The organism is Sphingomonas sp. GCM10030256 (assembly GCF_042666415.1).
Lineage (GTDB): Bacteria > Pseudomonadota > Alphaproteobacteria > Sphingomonadales > Sphingomonadaceae > Sphingomicrobium.
This window is the reverse complement of sequence record NZ_JBHTDI010000001.1, coordinates 379,765-404,257: the sequence shown is the minus strand read 5'-3', so window position 1 is coordinate 404,257 and position 24,493 is coordinate 379,765. Positions and strand designations below refer to the sequence as shown.

25 protein-coding genes and 1 tRNA gene are annotated in these 24,493 nt (G+C 65.9%); 7 read left to right on the top strand and 19 right to left on the bottom strand.

The genetic code is table 11. From position 1 onward, the window contains the following. Positions 1 to 44: 44 nt before the first annotated feature. Positions 45 to 470 (bottom strand): OsmC family protein, encoded by a 426-nt coding sequence (locus tag ACFQPG_RS01875; RefSeq protein WP_380809806.1) that lies wholly within the window; start codon positions 468 to 470, stop codon positions 45 to 47. A gap of 195 nt (positions 471 to 665) precedes the next feature. Between ACFQPG_RS01875 and uvsE the strand changes: the two genes are divergently transcribed. Further along, the gene (uvsE, locus tag ACFQPG_RS01870; protein ID WP_380809804.1) at positions 666 to 1,838 is read left to right on the top strand and encodes a UV DNA damage repair endonuclease UvsE; all 1,173 of its coding nucleotides are present in this window, start codon (positions 666 to 668) and stop codon (positions 1,836 to 1,838) included. A gap of 22 nt (positions 1,839 to 1,860) precedes the next feature. Here uvsE and ACFQPG_RS01865 read toward each other — a convergent pair whose 3' ends face one another. The 6 genes from ACFQPG_RS01865 to infA all read right to left on the bottom strand — a co-directional run bounded on the left by ACFQPG_RS01865 (position 1,861) and on the right by infA (position 4,619). Continuing rightward, positions 1,861 to 2,397 (bottom strand): hypothetical protein, encoded by a 537-nt coding sequence (locus tag ACFQPG_RS01865; RefSeq protein WP_380809802.1) that lies wholly within the window; start codon positions 2,395 to 2,397, stop codon positions 1,861 to 1,863. A gap of 134 nt (positions 2,398 to 2,531) precedes the next feature. Beyond that, positions 2,532 to 2,607: transfer RNA gene (locus ACFQPG_RS01860), tRNA-Phe, on the bottom strand. A 39-nt stretch (positions 2,608 to 2,646) separates the two neighbouring features. Next, a complete protein-coding gene (locus ACFQPG_RS01855) occupies positions 2,647 to 2,835 on the bottom strand; it encodes a DNA gyrase inhibitor YacG (protein WP_380809800.1) in 189 nt (62 codons plus the stop codon). After that, entirely contained in the window at positions 2,819 to 3,793 is a 975-nt protein-coding gene (locus tag ACFQPG_RS01850) for a ribonuclease (RefSeq protein WP_380809798.1), read from the bottom strand. Before ACFQPG_RS01850 ends, ACFQPG_RS01855 begins: the two co-directional genes overlap by 17 nt. Beyond that, positions 3,786 to 4,358, bottom strand: coding sequence for a Maf family protein (locus tag ACFQPG_RS01845; RefSeq protein WP_380809796.1), 573 nt, complete (start codon positions 4,356 to 4,358; stop codon positions 3,786 to 3,788). The genes ACFQPG_RS01850 and ACFQPG_RS01845 overlap by 8 nt, the downstream gene beginning before the upstream one ends. Before the next feature lie 9 nt (positions 4,359 to 4,367). Further along, positions 4,368 to 4,619, bottom strand: a complete 252-nt coding sequence (gene infA / locus ACFQPG_RS01840) for a translation initiation factor IF-1 (protein WP_029941555.1) — start codon at positions 4,617 to 4,619, stop codon at positions 4,368 to 4,370. A gap of 561 nt (positions 4,620 to 5,180) precedes the next feature. Between infA and ACFQPG_RS01835 the strand changes: the two genes are divergently transcribed. From ACFQPG_RS01835 to ACFQPG_RS01820, 4 genes are all read left to right on the top strand, one after another. Beyond that, positions 5,181 to 6,743 (top strand): peptide chain release factor 3, encoded by a 1,563-nt coding sequence (locus ACFQPG_RS01835; RefSeq protein ID WP_380811669.1) that lies wholly within the window; start codon positions 5,181 to 5,183, stop codon positions 6,741 to 6,743. 203 nt (positions 6,744 to 6,946) lie between these two features. After that, positions 6,947 to 8,557: a M28 family peptidase gene (locus ACFQPG_RS01830; RefSeq protein ID WP_380809795.1), complete on the top strand. Its 1,611-nt coding sequence runs from the start codon at positions 6,947 to 6,949 to the stop codon at positions 8,555 to 8,557. Between the two features lie 318 nt (positions 8,558 to 8,875). Beyond that, a complete protein-coding gene (locus tag ACFQPG_RS01825; RefSeq protein ID WP_380809793.1) occupies positions 8,876 to 12,100 on the top strand; it encodes a PAS domain S-box protein in 3,225 nt (1,074 codons plus the stop codon). 634 nt (positions 12,101 to 12,734) lie between these two features. Then, the gene (locus tag ACFQPG_RS01820) at positions 12,735 to 12,911 is read left to right on the top strand and encodes a hypothetical protein (protein ID WP_380809791.1); all 177 of its coding nucleotides are present in this window, start codon (positions 12,735 to 12,737) and stop codon (positions 12,909 to 12,911) included. An 83-nt stretch (positions 12,912 to 12,994) separates the two neighbouring features. Here ACFQPG_RS01820 and ACFQPG_RS01815 read toward each other — a convergent pair whose 3' ends face one another. Further along, entirely contained in the window at positions 12,995 to 13,702 is a 708-nt protein-coding gene (locus tag ACFQPG_RS01815; RefSeq protein ID WP_380809789.1) for a LytTR family DNA-binding domain-containing protein, read from the bottom strand. A gap of 212 nt (positions 13,703 to 13,914) precedes the next feature. On the opposite strand from ACFQPG_RS01815, the gene ACFQPG_RS01810 reads away from it, so the two are divergent. Beyond that, positions 13,915 to 14,367 carry a hypothetical protein gene (locus ACFQPG_RS01810; protein ID WP_380809788.1) on the top strand — a complete coding sequence of 151 codons (453 nt, stop codon included), beginning with the start codon at positions 13,915 to 13,917 and terminating at the stop codon, positions 14,365 to 14,367. A gap of 116 nt (positions 14,368 to 14,483) precedes the next feature. On the opposite strand, the gene ACFQPG_RS01805 is transcribed toward ACFQPG_RS01810, so the two are convergent. The 6 genes from ACFQPG_RS01805 to ACFQPG_RS01780 all read right to left on the bottom strand — a co-directional run bounded on the left by ACFQPG_RS01805 (position 14,484) and on the right by ACFQPG_RS01780 (position 20,428). Then, positions 14,484 to 16,649 (bottom strand): sodium-translocating pyrophosphatase, encoded by a 2,166-nt coding sequence (locus tag ACFQPG_RS01805; RefSeq protein ID WP_380809786.1) that lies wholly within the window; start codon positions 16,647 to 16,649, stop codon positions 14,484 to 14,486. Between the two features lie 145 nt (positions 16,650 to 16,794). Further along, positions 16,795 to 17,730 carry a thiamine-phosphate kinase gene (gene thiL, locus ACFQPG_RS01800; protein ID WP_380809784.1) on the bottom strand — a complete coding sequence of 312 codons (936 nt, stop codon included), beginning with the start codon at positions 17,728 to 17,730 and terminating at the stop codon, positions 16,795 to 16,797. 75 nt (positions 17,731 to 17,805) lie between these two features. Next, positions 17,806 to 18,255: a transcription antitermination factor NusB gene (nusB, locus tag ACFQPG_RS01795; RefSeq protein WP_380809782.1), complete on the bottom strand. Its 450-nt coding sequence runs from the start codon at positions 18,253 to 18,255 to the stop codon at positions 17,806 to 17,808. Between the two features lie 11 nt (positions 18,256 to 18,266). Further along, entirely contained in the window at positions 18,267 to 19,163 is an 897-nt protein-coding gene (locus ACFQPG_RS01790; protein ID WP_380809780.1) for an alpha/beta fold hydrolase, read from the bottom strand. An 84-nt stretch (positions 19,164 to 19,247) separates the two neighbouring features. Continuing rightward, positions 19,248 to 20,150, bottom strand: coding sequence for a pirin family protein (locus tag ACFQPG_RS01785; protein WP_380809779.1), 903 nt, complete (start codon positions 20,148 to 20,150; stop codon positions 19,248 to 19,250). Continuing rightward, a complete protein-coding gene (locus tag ACFQPG_RS01780) occupies positions 20,147 to 20,428 on the bottom strand; it encodes a BolA family protein (protein WP_380809777.1) in 282 nt (93 codons plus the stop codon). The genes ACFQPG_RS01785 and ACFQPG_RS01780 overlap by 4 nt, the downstream gene beginning before the upstream one ends. 38 nt (positions 20,429 to 20,466) lie before the next feature. On the opposite strand from ACFQPG_RS01780, the gene ACFQPG_RS01775 reads away from it, so the two are divergent. Next, positions 20,467 to 21,045: a DnaJ domain-containing protein gene (locus tag ACFQPG_RS01775; RefSeq protein ID WP_380809775.1), complete on the top strand. Its 579-nt coding sequence runs from the start codon at positions 20,467 to 20,469 to the stop codon at positions 21,043 to 21,045. A 15-nt stretch (positions 21,046 to 21,060) separates the two neighbouring features. Here the strand turns inward: ACFQPG_RS01775 and ACFQPG_RS01770 are convergent, their stop codons facing one another. Genes ACFQPG_RS01770 through ACFQPG_RS01750 form a run of 5 tightly spaced genes read right to left on the bottom strand, consistent with a single transcriptional unit; the run spans position 21,061 to position 24,489 of the window. Beyond that, positions 21,061 to 21,798 (bottom strand): SIMPL domain-containing protein, encoded by a 738-nt coding sequence (locus tag ACFQPG_RS01770; protein ID WP_380809774.1) that lies wholly within the window; start codon positions 21,796 to 21,798, stop codon positions 21,061 to 21,063. 57 nt (positions 21,799 to 21,855) lie between these two features. After that, on the bottom strand, positions 21,856 to 22,533 hold the full coding sequence (locus ACFQPG_RS01765) for a glutathione S-transferase family protein (RefSeq protein WP_380809773.1): 678 nt from the start codon (positions 22,531 to 22,533) through the stop codon (positions 21,856 to 21,858). Beyond that, positions 22,530 to 23,204, bottom strand: a complete 675-nt coding sequence (locus tag ACFQPG_RS01760; protein ID WP_380809771.1) for a dihydrofolate reductase family protein — start codon at positions 23,202 to 23,204, stop codon at positions 22,530 to 22,532. The genes ACFQPG_RS01765 and ACFQPG_RS01760 overlap by 4 nt, the downstream gene beginning before the upstream one ends. After that, positions 23,197 to 23,694: a VOC family protein gene (locus tag ACFQPG_RS01755; protein ID WP_380809769.1), complete on the bottom strand. Its 498-nt coding sequence runs from the start codon at positions 23,692 to 23,694 to the stop codon at positions 23,197 to 23,199. The genes ACFQPG_RS01760 and ACFQPG_RS01755 overlap by 8 nt, the downstream gene beginning before the upstream one ends. 12 nt (positions 23,695 to 23,706) lie before the next feature. Beyond that, positions 23,707 to 24,489, bottom strand: coding sequence for a VOC family protein (locus tag ACFQPG_RS01750; RefSeq protein WP_380809767.1), 783 nt, complete (start codon positions 24,487 to 24,489; stop codon positions 23,707 to 23,709). Positions 24,490 to 24,493: the final 4 nt, after the last annotated feature.

Here is a 24,493-nt window from a genome sequence, read left to right as displayed (position 1 = left end):
CCAGGAGCCATGGCCAGCACCTTCAACTCACGCAACCGAAAGCGTCAGCGGACCTCCACTTCCAGCGTCATCTCGGCATTGAGCAGCTTGGAAATCGGGCAATTGGCCTTGGCCTCTTCCGCCAGCTGCCGCAGCTTGCCCTCGTCCACGCCGGGCACCGAGGCGGTCAGGCGAAGGTCCGACCGGGTCACCTTGAACCCCGCTCCGTCCTGCTCGAGCTTGACCCGCGCCTCCGTCTCAAGCGTCCCGTTCTCGACCCCGGCGCCAGCCAGGCGGAAGCTGAGCGCCATGGTGAAGCAGCCCGCATGCGCCGCGGCGATCAGTTCCTCCGGATTGGTGCCGGGCTCGTTCTCGAACCGGGTGTTGAAGCCGTAGCGCTGATCCTGAAGCACGCCCGACTGGGTGGAAACCCAGCCCTTGCCGGTCTTGCCCATGCCTTCATAACGCGCGCGCGCCGAGCGGGTGATCATTGTTCATTCCTCCAGATGGGTGGCTTCAGGCGAACGGCGTCGTCAACCAAAGGTTGCGGAGCGAAGCGCCGAGTTGCCCGTTGGAGGCTCCATGGCGATGCATGCAGTCCCGAAAGCCGCGCCGGAGCGGGACGGCGGCCACGAGCAGTGGAACCGGTTCGTTGTCGCCCTCGGCTTCCCGGAGGAACAGATCGCATGAGCGCTCCCGATACGCCCCTCCGCCTCGGCTTTCCGGTCAAGGTGATGGGGCGCCCGGATCTCAAGTCCAACGACACCCGCCGCTGGCAGAAGGACCCGCACCTCAAGACCAGCCTGGAATATGTGTCGGAGATCCTGGACTATCTGAACACGGTCGACATTCGCATGTACCGGCTGAGCTCGGACCTGGCTCCCTATGCCACTCACCCGGACATGCCGCAGTTCCACGCCATGGTCGGGGAAAGCGATGTTGAGCTGGCGGCGTTCGGCCGCAAGGCGCGCGAACTCGGTATCCGCCTGAGCTTCCATCCCTCCCAATACGTATTGCTCAACAGCCCGGATCCGGAGCTCACGAAGAAGTCGATCTGGGACCTGTCGAGCCAGGCCGAGATGCTCGACCGCATGGGTTGCGGTCCCGAGGCGGTGCTCGTGACGCATGTCGGCGGGGTCTATGGGAACCGGGAGGAAAGCCGTGCGCGCTGGATCGAAGGCTACGATCAGTGTCCGGAGCATGTGAAGCGCCGACTGGTGCTGGAGAATGACGACATCCGCTTCTCCGCCGCCGACGTCCTGTGGATCCAGGAGCGTTGCGGAGTGCGCTGCGTGTTCGATTACCAGCACTTCTGGTGCCTCAATCCCGAGCGGCTGGACATGCGCGACACGCTTGAAAAATTCCTGGCCACCTGGGGCCACAGCGCGAGGCCGAAGATCCATTTCTCCTCGCCGAGGACCGAGATGCGCGAGGTCAAGCGCCAGATCACGCCCAAGCAGCGCGCGGCGGCGAGAGCGGGCAGGGCGAGCAAGTCCACGGCGCTGACCAAGGCTCCGGTCAAGGCGACGGCGCGGGTGACGGTGTTGCTGCCGCCGATCTGGACGGGCCACAGCGACTTCACCAATCCGTTCGAGTTCGCGACCTTCATGCGCATGGCGGAAGGATTGGAGTTCGACGTGATGATGGAGGGCAAGTCCAAGGACGTGTCGATCATCAAGCTGCGCCCCGACCTGCTCCGCTTCGCGCCGGACGTGGCGGGCCGGTTCGGTATCCTTCCCGAAGATGCGGCGGAACTGGCGGCCGACGAACAGGCGCTGGAACAAGGCGTCGCCAGCGAGACGGAAGCGGATGTCGATGAAGGCGGGCTGACGGGCGAGCCGGAGGCCGCCGCAGCTTGAGCCTGTTCGGGCTACACTAGCCTCAGGACGCGACCGGCACCTTTTCAATCCATTCGGGAAAGAAGATCGGCTCGCGTGCCGACCAGCCGGCAGCTGCGAGGTGCTCGCACCGCAGCGAGGCGAACAGCTCGGCCCGAAGCTCCGGATGGATCGACGGCAACGCCGCCGCCGCCGCAAAGGCGCTAACCAGCCACGGGCGCACCGCCGGGCCGATCAGCCGCTCGTACAGGAAGCGATAAGCGGCAAAGCTGCTGAACTTGCCCCGCTCCAGATCGAAGGCGGACATGACGATCAGCGGACCGAGCAGTGCGGAAGCATCCTCTTCGTCAAGCCCAACCGGGATGAGTGACCGGATGCGCTCGATGTCGGCATAGACCTTGGCCTGCCGTCCGATCTCCGCCGCCTCTCCAGGACCGCGTGCCCAATGCTCGGTGGCATCGGCGCGTGCGGTGGAAACCTCCAGCGAGCACCGGATGTAGCGTTGCTCCGCGGTGGTGAAGCTCGCGAACTCCTTCAGCTCGTCGAGCAGCCGGCATTCATGGTGTTCCCCAGACCGCATAACCGCCTCCCCCGGCGAGTCGTTACGGCTATAACATAGCACCGATAGCGGTCGTGTTCAGCGCAAAGGGGTGTAGCCCATCGCGGAAATCGGCCGTTTGTCGAATTCTAGGGACAGCCGGGAAGGCCAAGGCATGGTGCCCAGGGACGGGATCGAACCGCCGACACTGCGATTTTCAGTCGCATGCTCTACCAACTGAGCTACCTGGGCCCTCGCTGCGCGGCTCCGGTCCGCGTCGGGAAGGCTCCCCTAACGAGCGCCCTCATCGCTGTCCAGCCCGACGTCCGCTGGCGGACCGGGGATGCGGTAGCCGTCGCCAAGCCATTGCAGCAGGTCGCGATCCTTGCATCCACGGCTGCAGAACGGGGCAGTGTCGGGGGCAGCGGGCCGATTGCACAGCGGGCACGGCTTGGTCTTGGGATCAGGCGGGTTCGACATGCCCTGCGGAGATGGCGAGCATTTCGTCCGGGCGCAAGGTGACGGCTCCGCCGCGCTGCACGGCAAGCTGCTCCAGCCAGCCAAGGTTCTCCCCGAGGAGGGCGACGACCCGCGGGTGCGCTGCCAGCCGGGCGGGACCGAAGCCGGCTGTCCCGGCCCGGCGCAGCAATGCCCGCGCCTCGGCCGCAACCGGCTCGCCATATAGCTCCAGCAGCGAAGGACGGCGGCGCGGGCGGATCAGATGAACGAAGCCGAAGCCGTTCACGCCCGTCCGTTCGAACTGGGTTCCCCTAAGCGCCCGGTCCAACTCCTCAGCTGCCGCCGCTCGCGCCGCTTTGCCGCGCGTGGTGGGAAGATCGATGCCGATCGACCCGGCAATGCCGAGGCGGCGGATCGCCTGGCCCGCTGCTGCGGCTCCCGCGCTCGCCAGCTCGTCCGGCGGGAGGACGCCATCGACATCGATCAGCGTCATCGCCGGGGTGAGGAACAGGCGCAACCGCCCGCCGGCAAAGTCGACCAGCCCGCTTGCGGCCTCGGCCAGCAGATCGGACCAGCCCGCCTCGCCCAGCGGATCGCCAGGCGAGGGCGGGAAGGGGAGCAGCCTACCGCCAAGGCGCGCTTCAAGCGGCGGGACGGACGAGGCCGATCCATCCACCGTCCGTCCGATCGGGCGCTTCCACGGCTCGTGCCCGGGGATCGCCTCACGCGTGATCTCCACCGTCAGCGCCGACCCCTCGGACACTCCGGTCGGACGGCTTGGCAGCAGGATTTCGCGGCCCTCCGTCGTTCGAGCGATCGCATTGCGCCCGTTCTGCCCGATGCTGCCCAGGCGGGCGGCGACCCGCTCCCCGGCGCGGAAACCGCCGTCGAGCTCGACCAGGCTTTCGACGATCCGGCCGCCTTCAACCAGCGCCGCGCGGGTCTCGCCGATCCCGCGCTCGACCCACCATTCAGGCAAGCGGATAGCCCGCGGCCTTGAGCATCACCCGGGTCTCGGCGAGTGGCAGGCCGACGACGTTGGAGTAACTCCCGGCGATGTGGCGGACATAGACCTCGCCATAGCCCTGGAGCGCATAGCCGCCGGCCTTGCCGCGCCATTCGCCGTGGCTCGCATAATAGGCGATCTCTTCGGCGGAGAGCCGCTTCATCACGATGGCGGTTTCGACCAGCCGGCTTCGCACCGGAACGCCGGGCGCAGCCAGTGCGACTCCCGTCATCACCCGGTGGCGGCGGCCGGACAGCAGCTTCATGCAGGAACGCAAGGTGGCTTCATCCTCCACCTTGGGGAGGATTCGACGGCCAACCGCGACAACCGTGTCGGCGGCGAGGACCAGTGCGTCCGACTGCTCAGCCGCGACCGCCGCCGCTTTCTCCTGCGCCAGCCGTAGCGCATGGACCCGCGGCAGCTCGTCGGCGGGCACGCTCTCGTCGATGTCGGCGGGGAGCACGGCATCGGGAACGACGCCGATGCGGGCAAGCAGGTCCAGCCGCCGCGGACTCGCCGAGGCGAGGATCAGCCGCACGGCAGGGGCCTAGCCGTTATAGCCGGGAGGGCCTCCGCGGCCGGGCATGAAGCGGTAGGTGATCCGGCCCTTGGTGAGGTCGTAGGGCGTCAGTTCGACCAGCACCTCGTCCCCGGTCAGCACGCGGATGCGGTTCTTGCGCATCTTGCCGGCGGTGTGGCCGAGAATCTCATGGCCGTTCTCGAGCTCGACGCGGAACATGGCGTTGGGCAGCAGCTCGACCACCCGCCCGCGCATCTCGAGAAGTTCTTCCTTGGCCATGCAATTCCTTGGTGTTGAAGAGACAAAATCGGGCGCGGCTTAGCCGGAGCAGGGCGAAAAGGGAAGCAGGGCAGGGAGCCGGCTGAGCGGCGAATGTTCACAATGTTCACGGTGACGAGCTGCTTCCGCGGTGGTGAGGACCAGTGTTGAGAAAGAGCCAAGCGGTCGAGCCGCATGGCACGCAAGCAGGTGAAGTCCTATTGTTCAAGCGCGGCTTGAGCAGCAGTTGCGGTGGGCCGCCGCGCAACCCGGCGGTTCTGGCGGACACGGGTTCCGGGGCGGGCCTTTCTTCTCACCCGTGCGGTTGGGCCAGCCCGCTACGCCGGCTCCCGCGGCCAACCTCCTCCGCGCCCGGGACGTTCCCCAGCTCCAGCTCTCAGTTGGCACGCGACTCCTGCGCTTCGCACAAGCGCGTCCTTGCCGTAAGCGAGCGCAGAAGAATCACGCGGCCAGACCATGGCCGGGCAGGAGCCCAACTTGAATTTCGAAGAAGCAACGCGCAGCGAATGCGTTCCCGCGAGCACGGACCAGTCCACTTTCGATCCCCCGCCCTTCAGCGATCTGGAGCGCCGGACGTTCGCCATCATCTCGCACCCTGACGCCGGCAAGACGACGCTGACCGAGAGCCTCCTGCAGGCCGCCGGTGCGGTCCACGAAGCTGGAGAAGTGAAGGCGCGTGGGGATCGCCGCCGCGCGAGGTCCGACTGGATGAAGATCGAGCAGCAGCGCGGCATCTCGGTCACCAGCTCTGTCATGACTTTCCAGCGATCGAACATCCTCTTCAATCTCCTGGACACACCGGGGCACCAGGACTTCTCCGAAGACACTTACCGGACCCTGACCGCAGTCGATTGTGCGATCATGGTCATCGACGCCGCCAAGGGCATCGAGCCGCAGACGCGCAAGCTGTTCGAGGTCTGCCGACTGCGCAACGTCCCGATCGTCACTTTCATCAACAAGGTGGATCGGGAGGGGCTCAGTCCGTTCGCGCTCCTCGACGAGATTGCCGAGGTTCTCCAGCTGGATGTCAGCCCACAGAACTGGCCGACCGGGATCGGCGGGCTCTTCCACGGCCTGTACGATCTCAGACGGCGTCAACTTCTGGTCGCTGACCGCAGCGACGGTGTCGTTCCCGGACGATGGATCGAGACCAACGGCACCGATGATCCGGCCATTGCCGAGGCCATCCCGGCAGCTGCCGCCGAGAGCCTGCGCGAAGAGGGCGGGCTGGCCTTTGCATCCTATCCCGCCTTCGATCTCCATGCCTTCCGGCAGGGCGATCTCACGCCCGTCATCTTCGGCAGCGCACTCAAAAGCTTCGGGGTCGAGCAGCTCCTGGATATTCTTGCCAATGATGGACCGCCGCCGCAGGCGCAGCCGGCCAGACCCGCTCCAGTGACACCCGATGAGCCGCGGCTCACCGGCTTTGTGTTCAAGGTACAGGCGAACATGGATCCTAATCACCGCGACCGGGTCGCATTCGTCAGGATCTGCTCCGGAAAGCTCCAGCGGGGCATGAAAGTGCTGAACAGCCGGAATGGCAAGCCCATGGCCCTGCACAACCCGATCACCTTCTTCGCTCGCGACCGCGAACTTGCACATGGAGCCGTTGCCGGCGACATTGTCGGCATCCCGAACCACGGCACCCTGCGGGTCGGCGATACGCTGACCGAGCGAGGCGACGTGACGTTCACCGGGCTACCGGACTTCGCGCCGGAGATCCTGAGGCGAGTGCGGCTTGGCGATCCGATGAAGGTCAAGCAAATGCGGCGGGGACTGTCTGATCTCGCCGAGGAAGGCGTGATCCGCCTGTTCAAGCCGGTGATTGGCTCTCAATGGATCATCGGGGTAATCGGCGAACTGCAACTTGATGTCCTGCAGACCCGTCTGGATCAGGAATATGGGGTCTCGCTCGACTTTGAGCCCTCGCCCTACGAAGTGGCGCGCTGGGTTCGTTCGGATGATCCCGCGCTGCTCAAGAAGCTGATGGAGACGCTTCGCTCGACCATGGCGGACGACCAGGACAACGAACCCGTACTGCTGATGCGCAACTCCTGGGAGTTCGGGCGCTTCCAGCAGGACTGGCCAGGGATCAACTTCAGCGCCGTTCGCGAGCGGTGCTAACTGCGGGCAAGAGTTCGCCGGGAGCGGACCGTCCGCTCGAGGGTGATCGAGCCGGCTGAGCAGACGCCAATGCAAGATTGCTGAGGAGCCGTCTGGCGCCACCGAGCGGTTCGTCAGTGAATCCGATACTATTGCTCGGCACCGTTCTTGTGGTCTGCCATCAAGAGCTTGGCAGGGCACGTCCGAGCCGTCATCGTGCGGACATGCGCATTGTCCTGTTGGCCCTGGCTGCCCTGACCCTCGCCGCTGCTGGCCCGATCATTCCCGCGCGGATCAAGGCTGATGTGCGCACCCTGTCCTCTGATGCCTTCGCCGGACGAGGACCGGGCGAGAAAGGGGAAGTGGCCACAATCGAATACCTTGCCAAGCAAATGGCAGCGGCAGGCTTGGCACCTGGTGGTGAGGACGGCGGCTGGTTTCAGAAGGTTCCGTTGGTGCGGCTCGACACGGCTCCAGGCGCGACGGCGACCATCCGCGCTCGTGGACGGGCCACGGTGCTTCGCGATGGACCCGATCTCGACATCAATCCGACGAATGCGGGTGTGACGAGCCTCTCCAACGTCCCCCTCGTTTTTGCGGGTTGGGGGGCACCCGATCCGGCACGTGGTTGGGACGCATTCCAGGGAGTGGAGGTCAAGGGCAAGGTGGTCATCATGCTTGCTGGGGACCCCGACCTGGAGGGCGGCAAGGACCTAGGGTTTGGCGGGCGCGCCCTGGTGTTCGGTGGGCGCGGCGGCACCAAGGCAGCGGCGGCGGCCAAGGCAGGCGCGGCTGGCGTGCTCTTCATCCATGAGACCGCGGCTTACAGTTGGCCCTATTCCCAAGCGGGCAACAGCATCCGCGTGCCGAGCTTTTCTTATGCGCCGCTCAAGCCCAACCCACTTCAGTTCAGCGGGATCGTACGCGGGCCCGCGATCTTGCCGATCCTTGCGCGAATGGGCTTAACGCTTCCGGCATTGAAGCAGCGGGCGCGCTCGGCGGCGTTTAGGGCCTTTCCGCTAGACGGGACGGTCAGCGTTTCCGCTACCAACAGCGCCAAGGAGGTCGTCAGCCACAACGTTGTCGGCATCCTGCGGGGAGCGGAAAGGCCAAACGAGTTCCTCCTCTACGGCGCGCATTGGGACGCCAACGGGCACAACGGCCCCGACCGGAGTGGCGACGCGATCCGCAACGGGGCGGTCGATAATGCGACCGGCACAGCCGAACTGCTGGAGGTGGCGCGAGCCTTCTCAGCCGGCAAGCGGCCGGCCCGCTCGGTCGTATTCGCCGCCTGGACGGCCGAGGAGAAGGGGCTGCTCGGAGCAGAATATTACGCTCAGCACCCGCTCTATCCCCTGACGCGCACTGCGGCGGTCATCAACCTCGACCCGCATGTGGTGCTGCCAGCTGCCCGCAACCTCGAGCTCATCGGGCCCGGGCAGACCGACCTCGAGAGCCTGCTCGTCAAGGCGGCACGCGAGCAAGGTCTCCGGGTCGATCCCGAGCCCAGCCCCGAGGCCGGCTGGTATTTCCGGTCTGACCACTTCCCCTTTGCCCAACGCGGCGTGCCCGCGCTTGCGTTTCGGGCAGGCCGGGACCTCAAGGTTGGAGGGACGAAGGCCGGGCAGCAGATTGTCGGTGCTTATAATGTGCGTTGCTACCACCAACCGTGCGACGAGTTCAGCGACAGCTGGACCTTCGCGGGAACCGCCCAGGAGGCGCTCGCCGCCTACCGGGTCGGACGGATGGTGGCCGACGGGGTCAACTGGCCCTCCTGGCTTCCGGGCAGTGCTTATGCGGCGGCTCGCCAGTCAAGCGAGGGTGAGCGGCGCTAGGGTACCGGCTCTCAGCTTATGGCTTTGCATTGGCCGAAGCTGACAACAGCCCCTGCTTACTTTGCGAACCGTGGAGCGGCGCTCCCTGCGTGCGGGGGAATGTTCACAAGGTCAGGCCTGGACATGAGCAGATGCCATAAGGAAGGTCGGGTCTCTGGGCGGCAGGTTTGAAGTGGATTCCGCCAAGCCCGACCATGCCGCCGACGTCCGGGGAAAAATTCCTTGCATGAGAATCCCTCCCCCATGACGGCTGCTCGCCGATGCGCTACGCCTCGATCGCATCGTGCGGGTGCTGTTGCGTGACGGAAAGAATCGAAATTGGCGAAGCTCTCCCACGCAGCGAACTCCACTTTCCTCATCGACGGCGGCATGACTGGCGCGATGATGCGGGCCCACGATTGGTCGAACTCTCCGCTTGGACCGCCCGAGTCTTGGCCGAAGTCGCTTCAATCGGTGGTCAGCCTCATGCTGAACTCGGGATTCCCGATGTTCGTCGCTTGGGGGTCAGAGCTCGGCTTCCTTTATAACGATTCCTATTCCGAGATCCTCGGCGACAAGCATCCGCAGGCACTCGGAAGGCCGTTCCACGACATTTGGGCTGAGATCTGGCCCGACATCTCGCCACTGGTTGACGCCGCGCTCGCCGGCGAAGCGAGCTTTCGTGAAAACCTGCCGCTGCTTATGAACCGGCACGGCTATGACGAGCAGACCTGGTTCACCTTCTCCTACTCGCCGGTCCGTGACGAGACCGGCAATGTGGCCGGCATGTTCTGCGCGTGCACGGAAACGACCGGTCAGGTGCTCGCCGAGCGGGCGGTGCGCGAGAGCGAAACACGCTTCCGCAACATGGCCGACCATGCGCCTGTGATGATGTGGGTCACCGACGAGAGCGGCTATTGCACCTATCTGAACCGAGGTTGGTACGAGTTCACCGGTCAGACGGCCGAGGAGGCCGAGGGCTTCGGTTGGCTCGAGGCGACCCACCCCGCCGACAGGGAAATGGCCGAGCGCGTCTTCCTCGAGGCGAATGCCACACAGAGTCCTTTCCGGGTCGAATATCGCCTGCGCCGCGCTGACGGCAGCTATCGCTGGGCGATTGACGCCGCTGCGCCGCGCTTCGGCCCATCCGGCGAGTTCCTCGGCTATGTCGGCTCGGTCATCGATATCGACGAACGGCGCAACGCCGAGGCGGCACTACGTGAAAGCGAGGAGAAGTTCCGCCTAATGGCGGATGCCGCGCCGCAGATCATCTGGATCACTGACGCCGAGGGGGGCAACGAGTTCTTCAATCGCCATTGGTATGAATATACCGGCGCGCCAGTTGAGCCCATCACCGCCCGTGACGTCGCGGAGCGCTACGTGCATCCTGATGATACGGCTCGGACCATGAAGGTCTTCGACGAGGCACGGCGAACTGGCACGACCTACGAGCTTGAGCACCGGATCCGCTCGGCGGACGGTGAATATCGCTGGTTCCTAGTTCGGGGCGAGCCTTACCGCGACCCCGACAGCGGCAGAATTGTTCGTTGGTACGGCGCTTCGACCGACATCCATGACCGCCGTGTTGCCGAGCAGCGCCTGCGAGAGCTCAACGGGACGCTTGAGCAGCGGATTGCCGAGGCACTAGCTGAGCGAAAGGTCCTCGCCGACCTGGTCGAAACCACGGACGCCTTCGTGCAGGTCGCCGACGCCAATTTCCGGTGGCTCGCGATCAACCCTGCCGCCGCCCAGGAATTTGAGCGCATCTACGGCGTCCGGCCCAAGGTTGGTGAATCGATGCTCGATGCGCTGGCCCATTTACCTGAGCACCAAGCCGCCGTCCAAGCCGTGTGGTCGAGGGCGCTTGCCGGTGAAGCATTCACGGCGGTCGGCGAATTCGGAGAGCCAAGCCGGGAGCGTCGTAGCTACGAGATGAAGTACCATGTGCTGCGCGATGCGGCAGGCACGCAGATGGGCGCCTATCAGTTTGTCTACGACGTCACTGACCGAGTGCGCGAGCAGCAGCGCCTTGCCGAGGCCGAGGCGGCAAGGCGCGATGCCGACGCCTTATATCGCGCCTACTTCGAGAACAGCCCTGAAGCACTGTTCGTGGTCGAGGTAGATCCACAAGGTGATTTTCGCGTCGAGCAGGTCAATCCGGCTCACGAAGCTGCTCTTGGCTTCCGGTCGGACGAGATCCGCGGCAAACGGGTCGCGGAGCTTCTGCCCGCCGAACTCGCGCAGCAGGTGCTAAAAACCTACCGTCACGTCGTCGAGACTGGCGTCGTTCACATGTATCGCGAAGTTTTTGATTTCAGTGGCGATCCGCAGCACTGGGATACCTCGCTCGTACCGATGCGCGACGCAGGTGGGCATGTCGTTCGGCTGATTGGCTCGAGCCGCAATGTCACCCGCCAGGTGATGGCGGAGGAGGCGCTGCGCCAGAGCCATAAGATGGAAGCGATGGGCCAGCTCACCGGCGGCGTCGCTCACGACTTCAACAACTTGCTTACTCCAATCGTCGGGAGCCTTGATCTCCTCCAGCACAAGAAGCTCGGCGGAGAGCGCGAGCAGAGGCTGATCGCCGGCGCGATGCAGTCGGCCGAGCGGGCAAGGACATTGGTGCAGCGCCTGCTCGCCTTCGCCCGTCGTCAGCCGCTTCAGGCAGTGCCGGTCGATATCGCAAAGCTCGTCGCAGGGATGGGCGAACTCGTGACGAGCACGACGGGGCCTCAAATTCGGGTGGCAGTCGAGACCGCCGAAGACCTCCCGCTCGCCATGGCCGATCCTAACCAGCTTGAAATGGCGCTCCTGAACCTTTCGGTGAACGCACGCGACGCGATGCCAACGGGCGGCACGCTGCGCATCTCGGCCAATGCCGAGCGGGTCGGAGAGGATCATCCCTCAGCGCTACCTGCTGGCCGCTACATCCGCCTCTCGGTTGCCGATACGGGCACCGGGATGGACGAGGCGACGCTTGCCCGTGCGATCGAGCCTTTCTTCTCTACGAAGGGGGTCGGCAAAGGTACCGGTCTGGGCCTGTCAATGGTCCACGGCCTCTCCTCTCAGCTCGGCGGCGCGCTGACCATCAGAAGTCGCCTCGGCGTCGGCACCAATGTTGAGCTCTGGCTACCGATAAGTACCGCCGGGGCCGAGTTGGATGCGGTGGCGCCCCCATCGCCTGCCGAAGGTGGAGTGGAGGCTGGACGAGGCACTGCCCTGCTGGTGGACGACGAGGATCTGGTCCGCCTCAGCACTGCCGACATGCTCGCTGATGTTGGATATCGGGTCGTGGAGGCCTCGTCTGCAGAGGAGGCGTTACGCCTGTTCAAGCGCAGCAGTGGATCGTTTGACCTGCTCGTGACTGACCATTTGATGCCCGGGATGAATGGCACGGACCTCGCTCGCGAGGCTCGCGCCCTCCGTCCTGACCTCCCTGTGCTGATCGTCTCCGGATACGCCGAGAGCGAAGGCATCGCCCCCGATCTGCCACGCCTTACCAAGCCTTTTCGCAAGGACGAGCTGGCGGCGAGTTTGGCGGAAGTGCGGAAGCCATTTAGATGAGCGAGGAAAGAGGCTGATCGTTCACCTTGGACGCGAACAGCCGCTGTAGCCCGCATCCGCTCCGCATGAACGAGCGTCGGCTATCTACCTGCGCTCACCCGAAGGCAGCCGTTCCGCTTCCCACCCTGCGCAGACGCTCGACGTGTCGGCTCCGCACGCACGAACGGTGCTTAGGAAGTTACGCCGAACCTTGGTCGTGGTAGCCATTCGACGCCCCGTTAACGCCCGATGTTGCGACCACAATTGGCGCTTTTCCGGGTTTGGCACGTTTCGTGGATAGATCCCGGAGGAACTGCACGGTGCAGTTTTCACAAGAGGATCTCAGACCATGTTTCACGCGCTGGCAAGCCCAACCATTGTCGCTTTTTGCGCCGCGCTCGTAATGAGCAGTGTGACCGTCGGTGCCGCCGTAGGACCTGCGCAGGCCGCGCCGAGCCAGCTGTCGAGTGTCGTCCGTGCCTAAGTCCGCTGACGCCGCTCGCGCGGGCACGGAAGCAGACCGCTCAGCTCCACCGTCGCCAAGCGCCACGGGACTGACAGCGCGCATTTACGCCGTCATGGCACTGACGACCTTTGCGACTTTCGCTACGCTGGTGACCATCCATCAGTTGTTCTTCACGCGTTCGGTGTTCGCATGAACGGAGACCTCGGCTGTAAGGACCGCAAGTCGACACAGCGTCCCGTTCGATCCGAACGCCTGACCCTGACAGCGCTGGCAGACCGGCTGGCCGAACGGCCATTGGCGCTAGCGTTCGCCAGCTTCGCCGTGACTGCCTTCCTGATCCAATCCAATTACCTCGGCGTAGTTTGATCGGGCAGGCGGCGAGGACCGGTGACCTCTTCTCTGCGCAAATGCGAGCACCGGACGAGGTGGGGCGAAGGTGACGGCGGAGGCTAGGCTCCAACCGTATGATGGGCGGTTCTCGAGCGCACAGCAGCTGAGTAGGTGCGACCTACCGGTACCAGCTGCCCATTGGTCAACTTGAGGTAAGTTCGCTGCTGGGACCTGAGGCATTCGGCCACCGCTTCGTGAGCCACCCACCAGCTCCTGTGCGCCTGGAAACCCACATCGGGTCCAATCGCGGCGATGGCATCCGACAGGCGCATCAAGACAAGATCCGAACCCAAGGTCGTGTGGACCCGAAGATAGTGATCCTCGGCCTCCAGCGCGATGATCTGTTTGCCCAACCGGTTCGGCAAGCGCCAAAGCAGAGCCTGCGTGGACGCGCCGGATCTCGTCCTGCCTTCCGGCGACGGCGGCAGGAGCGGAGCACGCGGCGAGCGCAGCAGAGTGAAGACTATCGCGAGCTGGACGACAACCACGGGGCCGAACAAGGCCAAGAGCCGCAGTGGACCGAGTGCGTGACCAGGCCGGACCAGCGAGATGGCCCAAGCCGCGACAAAGGTGAGCGGCAATGCGGAGCCGATCACCACCGCACCCAGGCGCAACCCGGGGCGAAGACCAGATGTTCTAGGGACGAGCTTTTCCGCCGCGAGCGCAGCGGCATAACCCGCGAGCACCATTCCCATCCAGAATGCGTAACGGACCGGCGCGCTTAGGGGTGGATCTCCTCCGAACGGCCCTGCGAACCCGAGCAGCACTCCAAGAGCGAGCGCAGGACCGGCGCGCCTCGCCAAGGGCCAGCCTAGTCGTTGGCGCGTCGTGAACGGCATCTGCGCGGCATCTCCGAAGCGCCAAAGGCTATTTGCGAAATTCCCGGTTGTCGAGGTGGCGGGGCAGATGGATGAGCACTGCGCCGGCGCAATCAGCGCCCACCGCTCCTCCCACATGGAGAATGAAAATGAAGTGCTCGATGACGGTTGCCCTGATCGCCGCCTTCGCTGCCCCTGCCGCTCTCGCTGCTAAGCCCCCAACCTCGGTCGCTGTGACCTGTGACCCGGGCCCCGTCAGGGCCAACGGCGAGGCTCCGAACCTTCATGGGCACTGGGACTTTCTGATGGTTCCCCGCGGCACCCCCAGCTTCGGCCTGATGTCGATCGGCTTCGTCGGTGCGGACTATGGCGGGTCGCTCGCCCCGGCGAGAACCGCGCCCGTTGTCTTGCGCAAGCTAATGATGACTGGAGACAACATCCACATGATCGTCGCGTCGACCGAAGGCGATGTCCGGTTCGACGGCAGGCTCTCGGCCAGAGGCGACTTCATGTGCGGAACCGTGACCTATCACGGGGGCGAGACCTTCCCGATGGTGGCGCAGAAGCGACCGACGACTTACCAGTCGCAGCCTCAAGCTCAGCGGGCGCGTTGATGTATCGAATGGGTGGGCGGCCCCGGTTCAGGCACGACGCTTAACCGTCGGAAAAAGAGACCCCGCCGCGGCATCGTGCCGGACGGGGTCCTTTTCCAAGTTCGTGCTCGAGGCAATCAGCCCGCCACGCCGCCTCCCGCCAGCGCCGCGAGCAGCAGCAGGGCGACGATGTTGGTGATCTTGATCATCGGGTTGACGGCCGGACCGGCGGTGTCCTTGTAGGGATCGCCGACTGTGTCGCCGGTCACCGCGGCCTTGTGGGCCTCGCTGCCCTTGCCGCCGTAATTACCGTCCTCGATATACTTCTTGGCGTTGTCCCACGCACCGCCGCCCGACGTCATCGAGATGGCGACGAACAGGCCCGACACGATCACGCCGAGCAGCAGCGCACCCAGCGCCGCAAAGCCCTGCTCGCGCCCGGCGACCGCCGAGATCGAGAAGTAGACCACAATCGGTGCCAGCACCGGCAGCAGGGACGGGACGATCATCTCCTTGATCGCGGCCTTGGTCACCAGATCGACGGTGCGGGCGTAGTTCGGCCGCGAGGTGCCGTCCATGATGCCCGGATTGCTGCGGAACTGCTCACGCACGTCCAGCACCACATCGCCCGCTGCGCGGCCAACGGCGGTCATGCCCATGGCCCCGAACAGATAGGGCAGCAGCGCGCCGAGCAGCAGCCCGACGACCACGTATGGGTTGCTCAGCGAGAAATCGACCGAGCCGGGCGCAATGCCGAGCTCGCTCGAAAACTCCTGGAGGTCGGTGGTGTAGGCGCCGAACAGCACGAGCGCGGCGAGGGCCGCGGAACCGATCGCATAGCCCTTGGTGACCGCCTTGGTGGTGTTGCCGACCGCGTCCAGCGCGTCGGTACGGCGGCGTACCTCGTCCTCCATGCCGGCCATTTCGGCAATGCCGCCGGCATTGTCGGTGACCGGACCATAAGCATCGAGCGCCACCACCATGCCGGCCAGCGCCAGCATCGCAGTCGCCGCAAAGGCAATGCCGATCAGGCCGGCCAGCAGGTAGGAGGAGATGATTGCGACGCAGATCACGATCGTCGGCATCGCGGTGGATTCCAGGCTGATCGCCAAGCCCTGGATGACGTTGGTGCCATGACCCGTCTCCGACGCCTTGGCGATTGAGCGGACCGGGCGGTAGTTGGTGCCGGTGTAATATTCGGTGATCCACACCAGCAGACCGGTGACCGCCAGGCCGATGAGCATGCAGAAGAACAGGTCCCAGCCGGTGAAGCCGCCGGTCTGTTCAGCCGTCGCGCCGGCAATGTCGGTGCCGGCCGCCTCGGGTCCGCCGATGACGGTGTTGAGATCGCCCAGCGTGAACCAGGTGGCGAGGAACAGCGCCGGGACGGACAGGGCCGCTGTCGTCCAGAAGCCCTTGTAGAGCGCGCCCATGATCGATTGGCCCTTGCCGAGCCGGACCATGTAGGTGCCGATGATCGAAGTGATGATGCACACGCCGCCAACCAGCAGCGGAAGACCCATCAGGGCGGTGAGTTCAGCCGTTGTGCCGCTGACCAGAAGCGCGGTCAGGACCATGGTCGCTCCGACCGTCACGACATAGGTCTCGAACAGGTCGGCCGCCATGCCGGCGCAATCGCCGACATTGTCGCCGACGTTGTCCGCGATCACCGCCGGGTTGCGGGGGTCGTCCTCGGGAATTCCCGCCTCGACCTTGCCGACCAGGTCGGCGCCGACGTCCGCGGCCTTGGTGAAGATGCCGCCGCCGAGACGGGCGAAAATGGAGATCAGCGATGCGCCGAACGCCAGCGCGACCAGCGCGTCGATGACGATCCGCTCATTGGGCTCGTTGCCCATCACTCCGACCAGCACATAGAAGAAGCCGGAGATGGCGAGCAGGGCGAGGCCGGCCACCAGCATCCCGGTGATCGCGCCGGAGCGGAAGGCGGTGGTGAGGCCGCCCTGCAGCGACGTGCGCGCGGCCTCGGCGGTGCGGACGTTGGCACGAACCGAGATGTTCATGCCGATGTAGCCGGCCGCGCCGGACAGCAGCGCGCCGACCACGAAGCCGATCGCCGGGATCACCCCCAGGAACAGGCCGACCAGCACGGCGACGACCACGCCGACGATGCCGATGGTGGTGTATTGGCGACCAAGATAGGCCTGCGCGCCTTCCTGGATGGCGCCGGCGATATCGACCATGCGCTGATTGCCGGCCGGCGACCGCAGCACCTGGCCGCTGGTCACAATCCCGTAGACAACCGCGATCACCCCGCAGGCGATCGCAATGAGAACCAAAGTCATGAGCTGAACATCCCCCTGTTCACGCGTCTTCGAAACAGAAAACGCGGCAGGCGTAAGGGGATGAACGGAGGCTGTCTAGGCTAGCAGCAACGCAACCGACATGCCGGACACGAGTCCCAGGCAAGCGATGCACCATTGCCGCAGGTCAGGATGAGCGATGTTCATGGCCAAGCACCTCCGGAAGCGGCACCGGACCCTCGGCATCGGCCAGCGCAAGTCCGCCGCCGGCAACCAGGGTTCCGATCCGCGTGACCGTGGTCCCTTCAGGTAAAGAAAGGCTTAAGGGGTCGCACTCCGCCGGCAGGCCGGCGAGCAGGGCGTAGTCGTCGCCGCCGGTTGCGGCGAACAGCCGGGCGCGGCGGTCCTGTCCCCGTTCGGCAATGAAGGCGCGGGACAGCGGGAGGGCGTCCAGCCGGACCTCGGCCCCGCAGCCGCTCGCCTCGCACAGCCGCTGGAGGTCGATGAGCAGCCCGTCGGACACGTCCATCATTGCCGTTGCATGCGGCGCCAGTGCCCGGCCCGGCGCAAGCAGCGGCACCGGGCGGCGGTAGATGTCGACCAGGGGCCCGGTCGCATGCGTGTCCTGCGTCAGTTGCGCGAGACCGCCGGCGCTGTCGCCCACCGTTCCGACCAGCCATAGCCGATCCCCCGGCCGCCCGCCGCCGCGGGCCGGGATGGAGCCTCCACCGCGCCCAATGGCGGTCAGCCCAAGCACTCGCGGCGCGCCCGGCGAGAGGGCGATGGTGTCGCCGCCGACCAGCGGCAGGCCGTAGCTTTCGCACGCGGCCTCGACCCCGGTGAGGAAGGCGGTCTCCCAGGCTTCGTCACCGGTCAGCGTCAGCGACAGCAGTGCCGCGACGGGCTCTGCGCCCTTGGCGGCAAGGTCGGACAGGTTCACCGCCACCAGTTTCCAGCCGACGGACGCCGGCGGATCGGCGGGGAAGTAATGCACGCCCTCCGCAATGCTGTCGTGGGTCAGCACCAGGTCGCCGAGCACCGCCACATCGTCCCGCAACCCGCGCGCCGCCGGGTCCGTCGCAACCGCGCGAAGGCGTTCGATGATGGCGGTCTCAGTGGTCATTGCGAGCGGAGCGAAGCAATCCAGTATCTTGGAACGTACTGGATTGCCGCGTCGCTGCGCTCCTCGCAATGACGATCAGCGGGCATCCTTGGCGATCGCGTCCAGCAGGCCGTTCACGAATGCCGCTTCCTTCTTGTCGTAAAAGGCATGGGCGACGTCGAGATATTCGCTGATCACCGTGCCCACCGGCACGTCCTTGCGGGCGAGCAGCTCGTACACCCCGGCGCGGAGGATGGCGCGCATGGGCCGGTCGAGCCGCTCCAGCTTCCATCCTTCGGCAAGGGCGGCCGTGATCAGCACGTCGATTTCCTGCCGCCTCGCCTGGACGCCGGACACCAGGTCGTCGAAGAATTGCGCCTCGGCGTCGACCAGGGTGGCTTCGTCGATCGTCTCGCCGAGCCGATGCTCGTGGAACTGGTGCAGCAGCTGCGGCAGCGGCAGCGGCTCCATCTCGATCTGATAAAGCGCCTGAACGGCAGCGAGCCTCGCGGCGGAGCGCGAGCGGGAGCGGGTCGAACTGGTCATGAGGCCGCCCGCTATGCCGCGCCTTCGCCGGCAAGGAAAGACCCGAGCGCCGCGGCCACCGCGTCCGGCTTCTCCCACGGGACGAAGTGACCCGCGTCCGGGATTTGTTCAATCCGCAGTTCGGCAACCAGCCGGTCGAGCCCGTCGAGCTGGACCGGAAGCAGGGCCTTGTCCCGCATCCCCCAGGCGACCAGGGTCGGGATGAGGATCGTCGGGAAAGCGCCGAGTACCCAATCGGGAATCGGCAGGGTCACCGATGGCGGCGGGACGACCATGTGCGAGGCGCGGTACCAGTTGAGCATGGCGGTCAGCGCGCCGGGCTGGCTCCACTCGGCGATGTACTGGGCACGCTCCGCGTCAGGGATCAGGCCAAGGTCGACATGGCCGGAGAAGCTCTTCGTGAAGAACTTGTCCCAGCCCATCGCCTCCACCGCTTTCTCGAACCCTGGCGCCCGGAACGCGGTGATGTACTGGGACGCGGCGCGCTGCTCGGCATCCTCGATCAGGCTTTTCTGGAAGATCACCGGGTGGGGCGAGTTGACGATGGCGAGCCGCTCGATCCGCGGATTGCCCTTGATCACCGCCGCCCATGCAACCGCGCCGCCCCAGTCATGGCCGACCAGGGCGAACCGCTCGACGCCGAGCGCATCCGCCAGCGCGAACAGGTCCGTGATCAGCGTGTCCGTGCGGTAGGCGTCCACCTCCTGCGGCATGTCCGACGCGCCAAACCCGCGCTGATCCGGCATGATCAGGCGGAAGCGATCCTCGAGCAGGGGCGCCACGCCGCGCCAGGTACGGTGGGATTCGGGAAAGCCGTGCAGCAGGATGACGGGCGGCGCGTCGGCAGGCCCGGCCAGCGCGACGTTCAGCGTGACGCCGGTGGAGAGGGAAAGCTTCTCGAAGCGCATCCCGATCAGCTACTCCCCCCGGGGGGAGATGTCATGCGGGAGCATGACGGAGGGGTAACTCACCTGCTCCGCAAAGGGGAGCGGTTAGGGATAGCTGACCGTCTTCGGCACGTCGGGGATCGGGATCCACTCGTCATGATCGTCGGGCGGAAGCGCGAACTCGCCGGCTTTCCAGGCGCGCTTGGCTTCGTTGATGCGATCGCGGCTGGAGGAGACGAAGTTCCACCACACATGCCGCTCGCCATCCATCGGCGCGCCGCCGCACAGCATCAACCGCGCACCGAGGGCCGAGCGCAGCACCGGGCGGTGCCCCGGCGCGAGCAGCACGAGGTTTTGCGGCTCAAGCGGGATGCCGTCGATCGTCGCCGCGCCCTCAAGCAGGTACACCGCGCGCTCGTCCGCCTCCCGCTCGATCTCGATGGCGGCGCCGGGCGCCAGGTCGATGGCGGCGTAGAGGGTCGGAGAGTGCTGCGTCACGGGCGACCGCGCGCCAAAGGCCTCGCCCATGATCAGGTTCAGGCGAATGCCGTCGCCCTCGACAACGGGCAGCCGGTCAGCGGCGATGTGCTCGAACGCCGGCTCCTGCTCCTCGCTTGAGCGGGGAAGCGCGGTCCAGGTCTGGATGCCGTCCAGCACCGCGCCGCCGCTGCGCTCGTCCGCCGGGGAGCGTTCCGAATGGCTGATCCCGCGACCGGCGGTCATCAGGTTGACCGCGCCCGGCTCGATCCGTTGGAACGTACCCAGGCTGTCCCGGTGATCGATAGCTCCTTCGAATAGATAGGTGACGGTTGCCAGGTTGATGTGCGGGTGGGGGCGGACGTCGATCCCCTCGCCGGCGGTGAGCCGCGCCGGCCCCATCTGGTCGAAGAAGATGAACGGCCCGACCATCGTTCGCAGCGTGTGCGGCAGGGTGCGGTGGACCTTGAACCCACCGAGGTCGTGGCTGACCGGGGCCAGGCTCATCAGGATGGAACTGTCGTTGTTCATTCGCCGGGTGCCTTCGCCTGGATCGCCAGCGCATGGACTCGCTCGTCCATCAGCTCGCCGAGCGCCTTGTAGATCATCCGCTGCCGCTCAACCCGCGACTTGCCGTCAAAGGCGGCGCTCTCGATCCGCAAGGTGAAGTGGGATTCCCCGGCGGGATTGTAGCCGCCATGGCCGCGATGCTTCTCGCTGTCGTCGATCAGCTCGAACCGGCTTGGGCTGAGCACTTGTAGCCGCAGGGCCATCTCCGCTGCGACCGGTCCGGTGGAAGGGGCATTCATGGCTCCTATATAGGACGGCTGGCACGGTCAGAGGAAGCATGGCGTCACGACAGCAGAAATGGCACGGACGGGTAGAAGGGGCGGCCGCAACTTGCGCGGTCCCAGGCTGCGGTGAGGCGGGAGAGTATAAAGCGCCGCTCAGTCCCAGCAGCTTCGACGGTCCGGGCGACTGGCGCTGGCTGTGTCTCGACCACGTGCGCGAACACAACGCCGGCTACAATTTCTTTCAGGGAATGAGCGCCGAGGAGATCGAGGCGGCGCAGTCTCCGCTGGCAGGCTGGGACCGAGCCACCCGTGCATTCGCCGCGGCCGGAGGCGACCCGGCGCCCCCCTGGAGCGACTTTCGCGATCCGCTCGACGCCATCGCGGGCCGGTTCGGCACCCGGCGGGAGGGCGGCGGCCAGCGCTCCTCCCGCTTTTCCGGGCAGGAGCAGCATGCGCTGGAGACGCTCGGACTGGGGCAGGAGAGCGACCTGCATGCCGTTCGCAAGCGCTACTCCGACCTGGTCCGCCGCTACCACCCCGACCGCAACGGCGGCGACCGACGGCACGAAACCAAGCTCAACCAGGTGATCGAGGCGTGGCAAGTGCTCAAGAAGGCACCGGCGTTCGCCTAGTCGCTTGGCGGCCGATCACGCAGGCTCGAGCGCGAAGTCGACCCGGACCCGGACTTCGGTGCGGTTGAGCCCGGGATTGAACGGCGCGCCCTGCTCGGTCGGCGGCGGTGCGGACACCTGGGCCACCGCGTTCGCGTCCATGCCCTGGGTGCGGAGGTAGGGGGGCGGCACCGGCCCGCCATATTCGCCGCCGTCGACGATGTTGACCACCCGGACAATTTTCAGCCCGGCAGCCTCGCCATAGGCTTCGGCGCGGGAACGGGCCGCCTTGAAGGCATTGGCATAGGCCGACCGGTTAGCCGCCTCGCGATCGGACACGCGCAGGTCGGGCCCGCCGAGCAGGTTGGCGCCGGCCTCGGTCACCGCAGTCACCGCCTCCCCGACGCGGTTCATCGCCGTCAACCGGGCCTCCAGCACGTTGGACGCCCGGTATTGGCCGCGCTCCCGGCCATATTCGATCCGCTCGAGGGTCAATTGCTGCGTCTGGAGGTCGTCCGGCTTCACCCCGAGCCGGGTCAGCGCAGCCGTCACCTTGGCCATCTTCTCGCGATTGAGCCGGCTCGCTTCGCTGGCGCTCGGGCCGACGCTGACCACCCCCATCCGCAGCCGCGCCTCATCCGGACGGGCTTCGGCCCGGCCGGTCGCTGCGATGGTCAGAAGGGTCTCGCCCTTTTCCACCCCACGCGGATCGGGGTTGGTCGCCTGGCAAGAGGCGAGCAGCGGGACGGCGAGCAGCAGGGGCAGGATGCGCATGGACAGCTCCTTGTGACAGCAGGCATGTTATAGTGTCACATACGGCCGTCAAGCCGCTCAGTCGCGGTCGGGTGCGCCGAACGGGAAGTATTCGCGGTAGGGGCGAGCGTCCTCGACGCACCGGCGGACCGGGGCTAGCGCCAGCAACTCGGCCCGCAAGCTCGACACGCGCGGGCAATCGGCAGGAATGGGCTCGACCCAGTCGGCGTAGAACAAGGATGGCGCCGCGGCACAGGTAACCAGCGACACGTGCGGTGGAAGCGCGTGGCCGGACAGCCACCCTTCAAGCCACGCGTAGGCCTGCCGAAGTCTGGACTTGCCCGCCGCAATCTCTGCTTCGTCGGGCTTGTCGCGCAGGCCCAGTTCCGGCTTGTCGCGGCTGATGAAGAAGGCGGAAACCACGCGCTGCATGTTTCCCATCACGTAATTGTCGAAGACGCGATCCATCATGCGTGCCACGACGGCTTGTGCCGGATCCGCCGGTATCAGGGCCGCGGGCCCTGGATGATGCACTGCCAGGTGCTCGACGATGCTGGTTGCCTCGACGACCACTGCATCTCCGTCGACCAGGACAGGGATGTGACCGCCCGGATGCACCCTGCCGGCGAACTGCTCGTTCAATGGGCGATCGGTCGCCATCTGCTTGAACTCGAAGCCGGTGTCGTTCGCGTAGAGCGCAATCAGCGCCTTCCAGGTGTAGGAGGAGAAGAGGTGACCATGGAGCTCCAGCGTCATGCCGGGGACCCTTCTTCCCGCTCCAGCTTGCGGAGTCGCTCCAGCTCACGCTCGCTCGGCTCCGGTGCGGCGAAGCTGCCGGTCTGCACTGGCCCGGCCGGTTCGTAGACGGCGATCACGGCGCCTGCCGGGGAGACCTGGTGGTCGACCATGGTCATCATCCTTGCCGGCGTGCCGTCACCGAACAGCCGCTTGCCGGTCCCAAGCACGACCGGGAAGGTCATCACCGTCAGCCGGTCCAGCAGGCCCGCCGCGAGCAGCTGCGGATAAAGCGTGCTGCTGCCCTGGATGACGAGGTCCGGTCCATCGCCGCCCCTGATGTCGGCAAGCGCCTCGATCGAGCCGACACGATGGCTGTTCTGCCAGTCGAGCGGCGCGTCATCGTGGGTGACGACATATTTGCCTATGCGATCGAACAGCTCTCCCATTGGCTTGTGATCGCCCTCGGCATAGGGCCAGAAGGCACTGAAGATGTCATAGGTCCGGCGCCCTAGGAGAAGGTCGAAGGGTTCGGCAAAGACCTTGTCGACGGCCTCTCCGGTAGCCTGGTCGAACAGCGGAGCGAGCCACCCGCCGTAGGGAAAGGATCCGGTCCAGTCTTCCTCCGGTCCACCCGGGGCCTGCATGACGCCGTCCAGTGACACGAAGCATGCGCCATGGATCCTACGCATTCGCCGGCTCCCCCGCGATTGCCCGCTCGATCGCGCAATGGTCGATCTTGACCATGGTCATCATCGCTTCGAACACCCGTTTGGCGACGGCCGGATCGGGATGGGTCCAGCCGTCGTGCAGCACCCGCGGGACGATCTGCCAGGAATAGCCCCAGCGGTCGCTGCACCAGCCGCACTGGCTTTCCTGCCCGCCGTTGTCGACAATGGCGTTCCAGTAGCGGTCGGTCTCCTCCTGGGTTTCCGTGACGACCGTCAGGCTGAACGCCATGCTCGGCTTGATCTCGGGTCCGCCGTTCAAGCCCATGAACGGCCGTCCAAGCAGGGTGAACTCGACGGTCAGCTCGTCGCCGGCCTGCCCGCCGGGAAAGTCCGAGGGAGCGGCATGCCGCGGTCCGACATGGCTGTCGGGAAAGGTCGCGGCATAGAATTCCGCCGCCCTGCGCGCTTCGCCGCGGTCGAACCACAAGCAGGGGATCAGCTTGTCGGACATCTCTGTCTCTCCTTACGGGTGGCGAGGACCGACGAAGCCGATCATCGCGCCTTGGGGATCGGAAACGTTGATCGAATATTCGCCGCCGGGAATCTCCACAGGCTCCTGGAAGACCTGCCCGCCGCCGGAGCGGACGGCTTCTACCGCGCGGTCGATGTCGTCGACGCCGATGTAGAAATTCCACATCGCTTTCGGCACGTCGGGCATCCGCGGCATGACGGCTCCAATCATCGTGTCGCCGTGGTAGAGGAACTGGTATTTGCCCAGCTCTCCCATGTCCATGTCGCCCTCCTGACGCCAGCCGAAGTGGCGGGAGTAGAAGGCGATCGCTTCGGCCGGGTCGCCGCTCCACAACTCGTTCCAACGGACGTGCTGCGGTTGGTCGGCCGAGAAGACGTCGCTGTCGGTGTCGGACCCGCTCGGCCGCATCAGGTAAAAGGGCGCGCCGTCCGGGTCGGCAACCAGGGCTACCCGTCCAACGCCGGGAATGTCGAACGGCGGCATCAGCGCCGTGCCGCCATCGGCTTTCATCCGGTCGACGGCAGCGTCCACGTCGTCGACGCTGACGTAGCCGAGCCACCCCGGCCGCGCGCCATGCTCCTGCATCTCGGCGGAGAGCGGCAGGATGCCACCCGCGCTCGTGCCGTCGCTGCGCCCGATCATTCGGTAGCCGTTAGGGAAGTCCGACCGATCGGCGACATTCCAGCCAACCACCGCATCGTAGAAGCGCTTGGCGCCGTCCACGTCGGGGGTGATCAGCTCGTACCAGATGAAGCTGCCTGCCGGGTTCGCCATGGCG

Coding starts and splice junctions, on each gene's coding strand:
- ACFQPG_RS01875 (WP_380809806.1), bottom strand. CDS start 470: ATGATCACCCGCTCGGCGCGCGCGCGTTATGAAGGCATGGGCAAGACC.
- uvsE (WP_380809804.1), top strand. CDS start 666: ATGAGCGCTCCCGATACGCCCCTCCGCCTCGGCTTTCCGGTCAAGGTG.
- ACFQPG_RS01865 (WP_380809802.1), bottom strand. CDS start 2,397: ATGCGGTCTGGGGAACACCATGAATGCCGGCTGCTCGACGAGCTGAAG.
- ACFQPG_RS01855 (WP_380809800.1), bottom strand. CDS start 2,835: ATGTCGAACCCGCCTGATCCCAAGACCAAGCCGTGCCCGCTGTGCAAT.
- infA (WP_029941555.1), bottom strand. CDS start 4,619: ATGGCCAAGGAAGAACTTCTCGAGATGCGCGGGCGGGTGGTCGAGCTG.
- ACFQPG_RS01830 (WP_380809795.1), top strand. CDS start 6,947: ATGCGCATTGTCCTGTTGGCCCTGGCTGCCCTGACCCTCGCCGCTGCT.
- ACFQPG_RS01820 (WP_380809791.1), top strand. CDS start 12,735: ATGAACGGAGACCTCGGCTGTAAGGACCGCAAGTCGACACAGCGTCCC.
- ACFQPG_RS01810 (WP_380809788.1), top strand. CDS start 13,915: ATGACGGTTGCCCTGATCGCCGCCTTCGCTGCCCCTGCCGCTCTCGCT.
- ACFQPG_RS01805 (WP_380809786.1), bottom strand. CDS start 16,649: ATGACTTTGGTTCTCATTGCGATCGCCTGCGGGGTGATCGCGGTTGTC.
- thiL (WP_380809784.1), bottom strand. CDS start 17,730: ATGACCACTGAGACCGCCATCATCGAACGCCTTCGCGCGGTTGCGACG.
- nusB (WP_380809782.1), bottom strand. CDS start 18,255: ATGACCAGTTCGACCCGCTCCCGCTCGCGCTCCGCCGCGAGGCTCGCT.
- ACFQPG_RS01790 (WP_380809780.1), bottom strand. CDS start 19,163: ATGCGCTTCGAGAAGCTTTCCCTCTCCACCGGCGTCACGCTGAACGTC.
- ACFQPG_RS01785 (WP_380809779.1), bottom strand. CDS start 20,150: ATGAACAACGACAGTTCCATCCTGATGAGCCTGGCCCCGGTCAGCCAC.
- ACFQPG_RS01780 (WP_380809777.1), bottom strand. CDS start 20,428: ATGAATGCCCCTTCCACCGGACCGGTCGCAGCGGAGATGGCCCTGCGG.
- ACFQPG_RS01775 (WP_380809775.1), top strand. CDS start 20,467: ATGGCGTCACGACAGCAGAAATGGCACGGACGGGTAGAAGGGGCGGCC.
- ACFQPG_RS01770 (WP_380809774.1), bottom strand. CDS start 21,798: ATGCGCATCCTGCCCCTGCTGCTCGCCGTCCCGCTGCTCGCCTCTTGC.
- ACFQPG_RS01765 (WP_380809773.1), bottom strand. CDS start 22,533: ATGACGCTGGAGCTCCATGGTCACCTCTTCTCCTCCTACACCTGGAAG.
- ACFQPG_RS01760 (WP_380809771.1), bottom strand. CDS start 23,204: ATGCGTAGGATCCATGGCGCATGCTTCGTGTCACTGGACGGCGTCATG.
- ACFQPG_RS01755 (WP_380809769.1), bottom strand. CDS start 23,694: ATGTCCGACAAGCTGATCCCCTGCTTGTGGTTCGACCGCGGCGAAGCG.
- ACFQPG_RS01750 (WP_380809767.1), bottom strand. CDS start 24,489: ATGGCGAACCCGGCAGGCAGCTTCATCTGGTACGAGCTGATCACCCCC.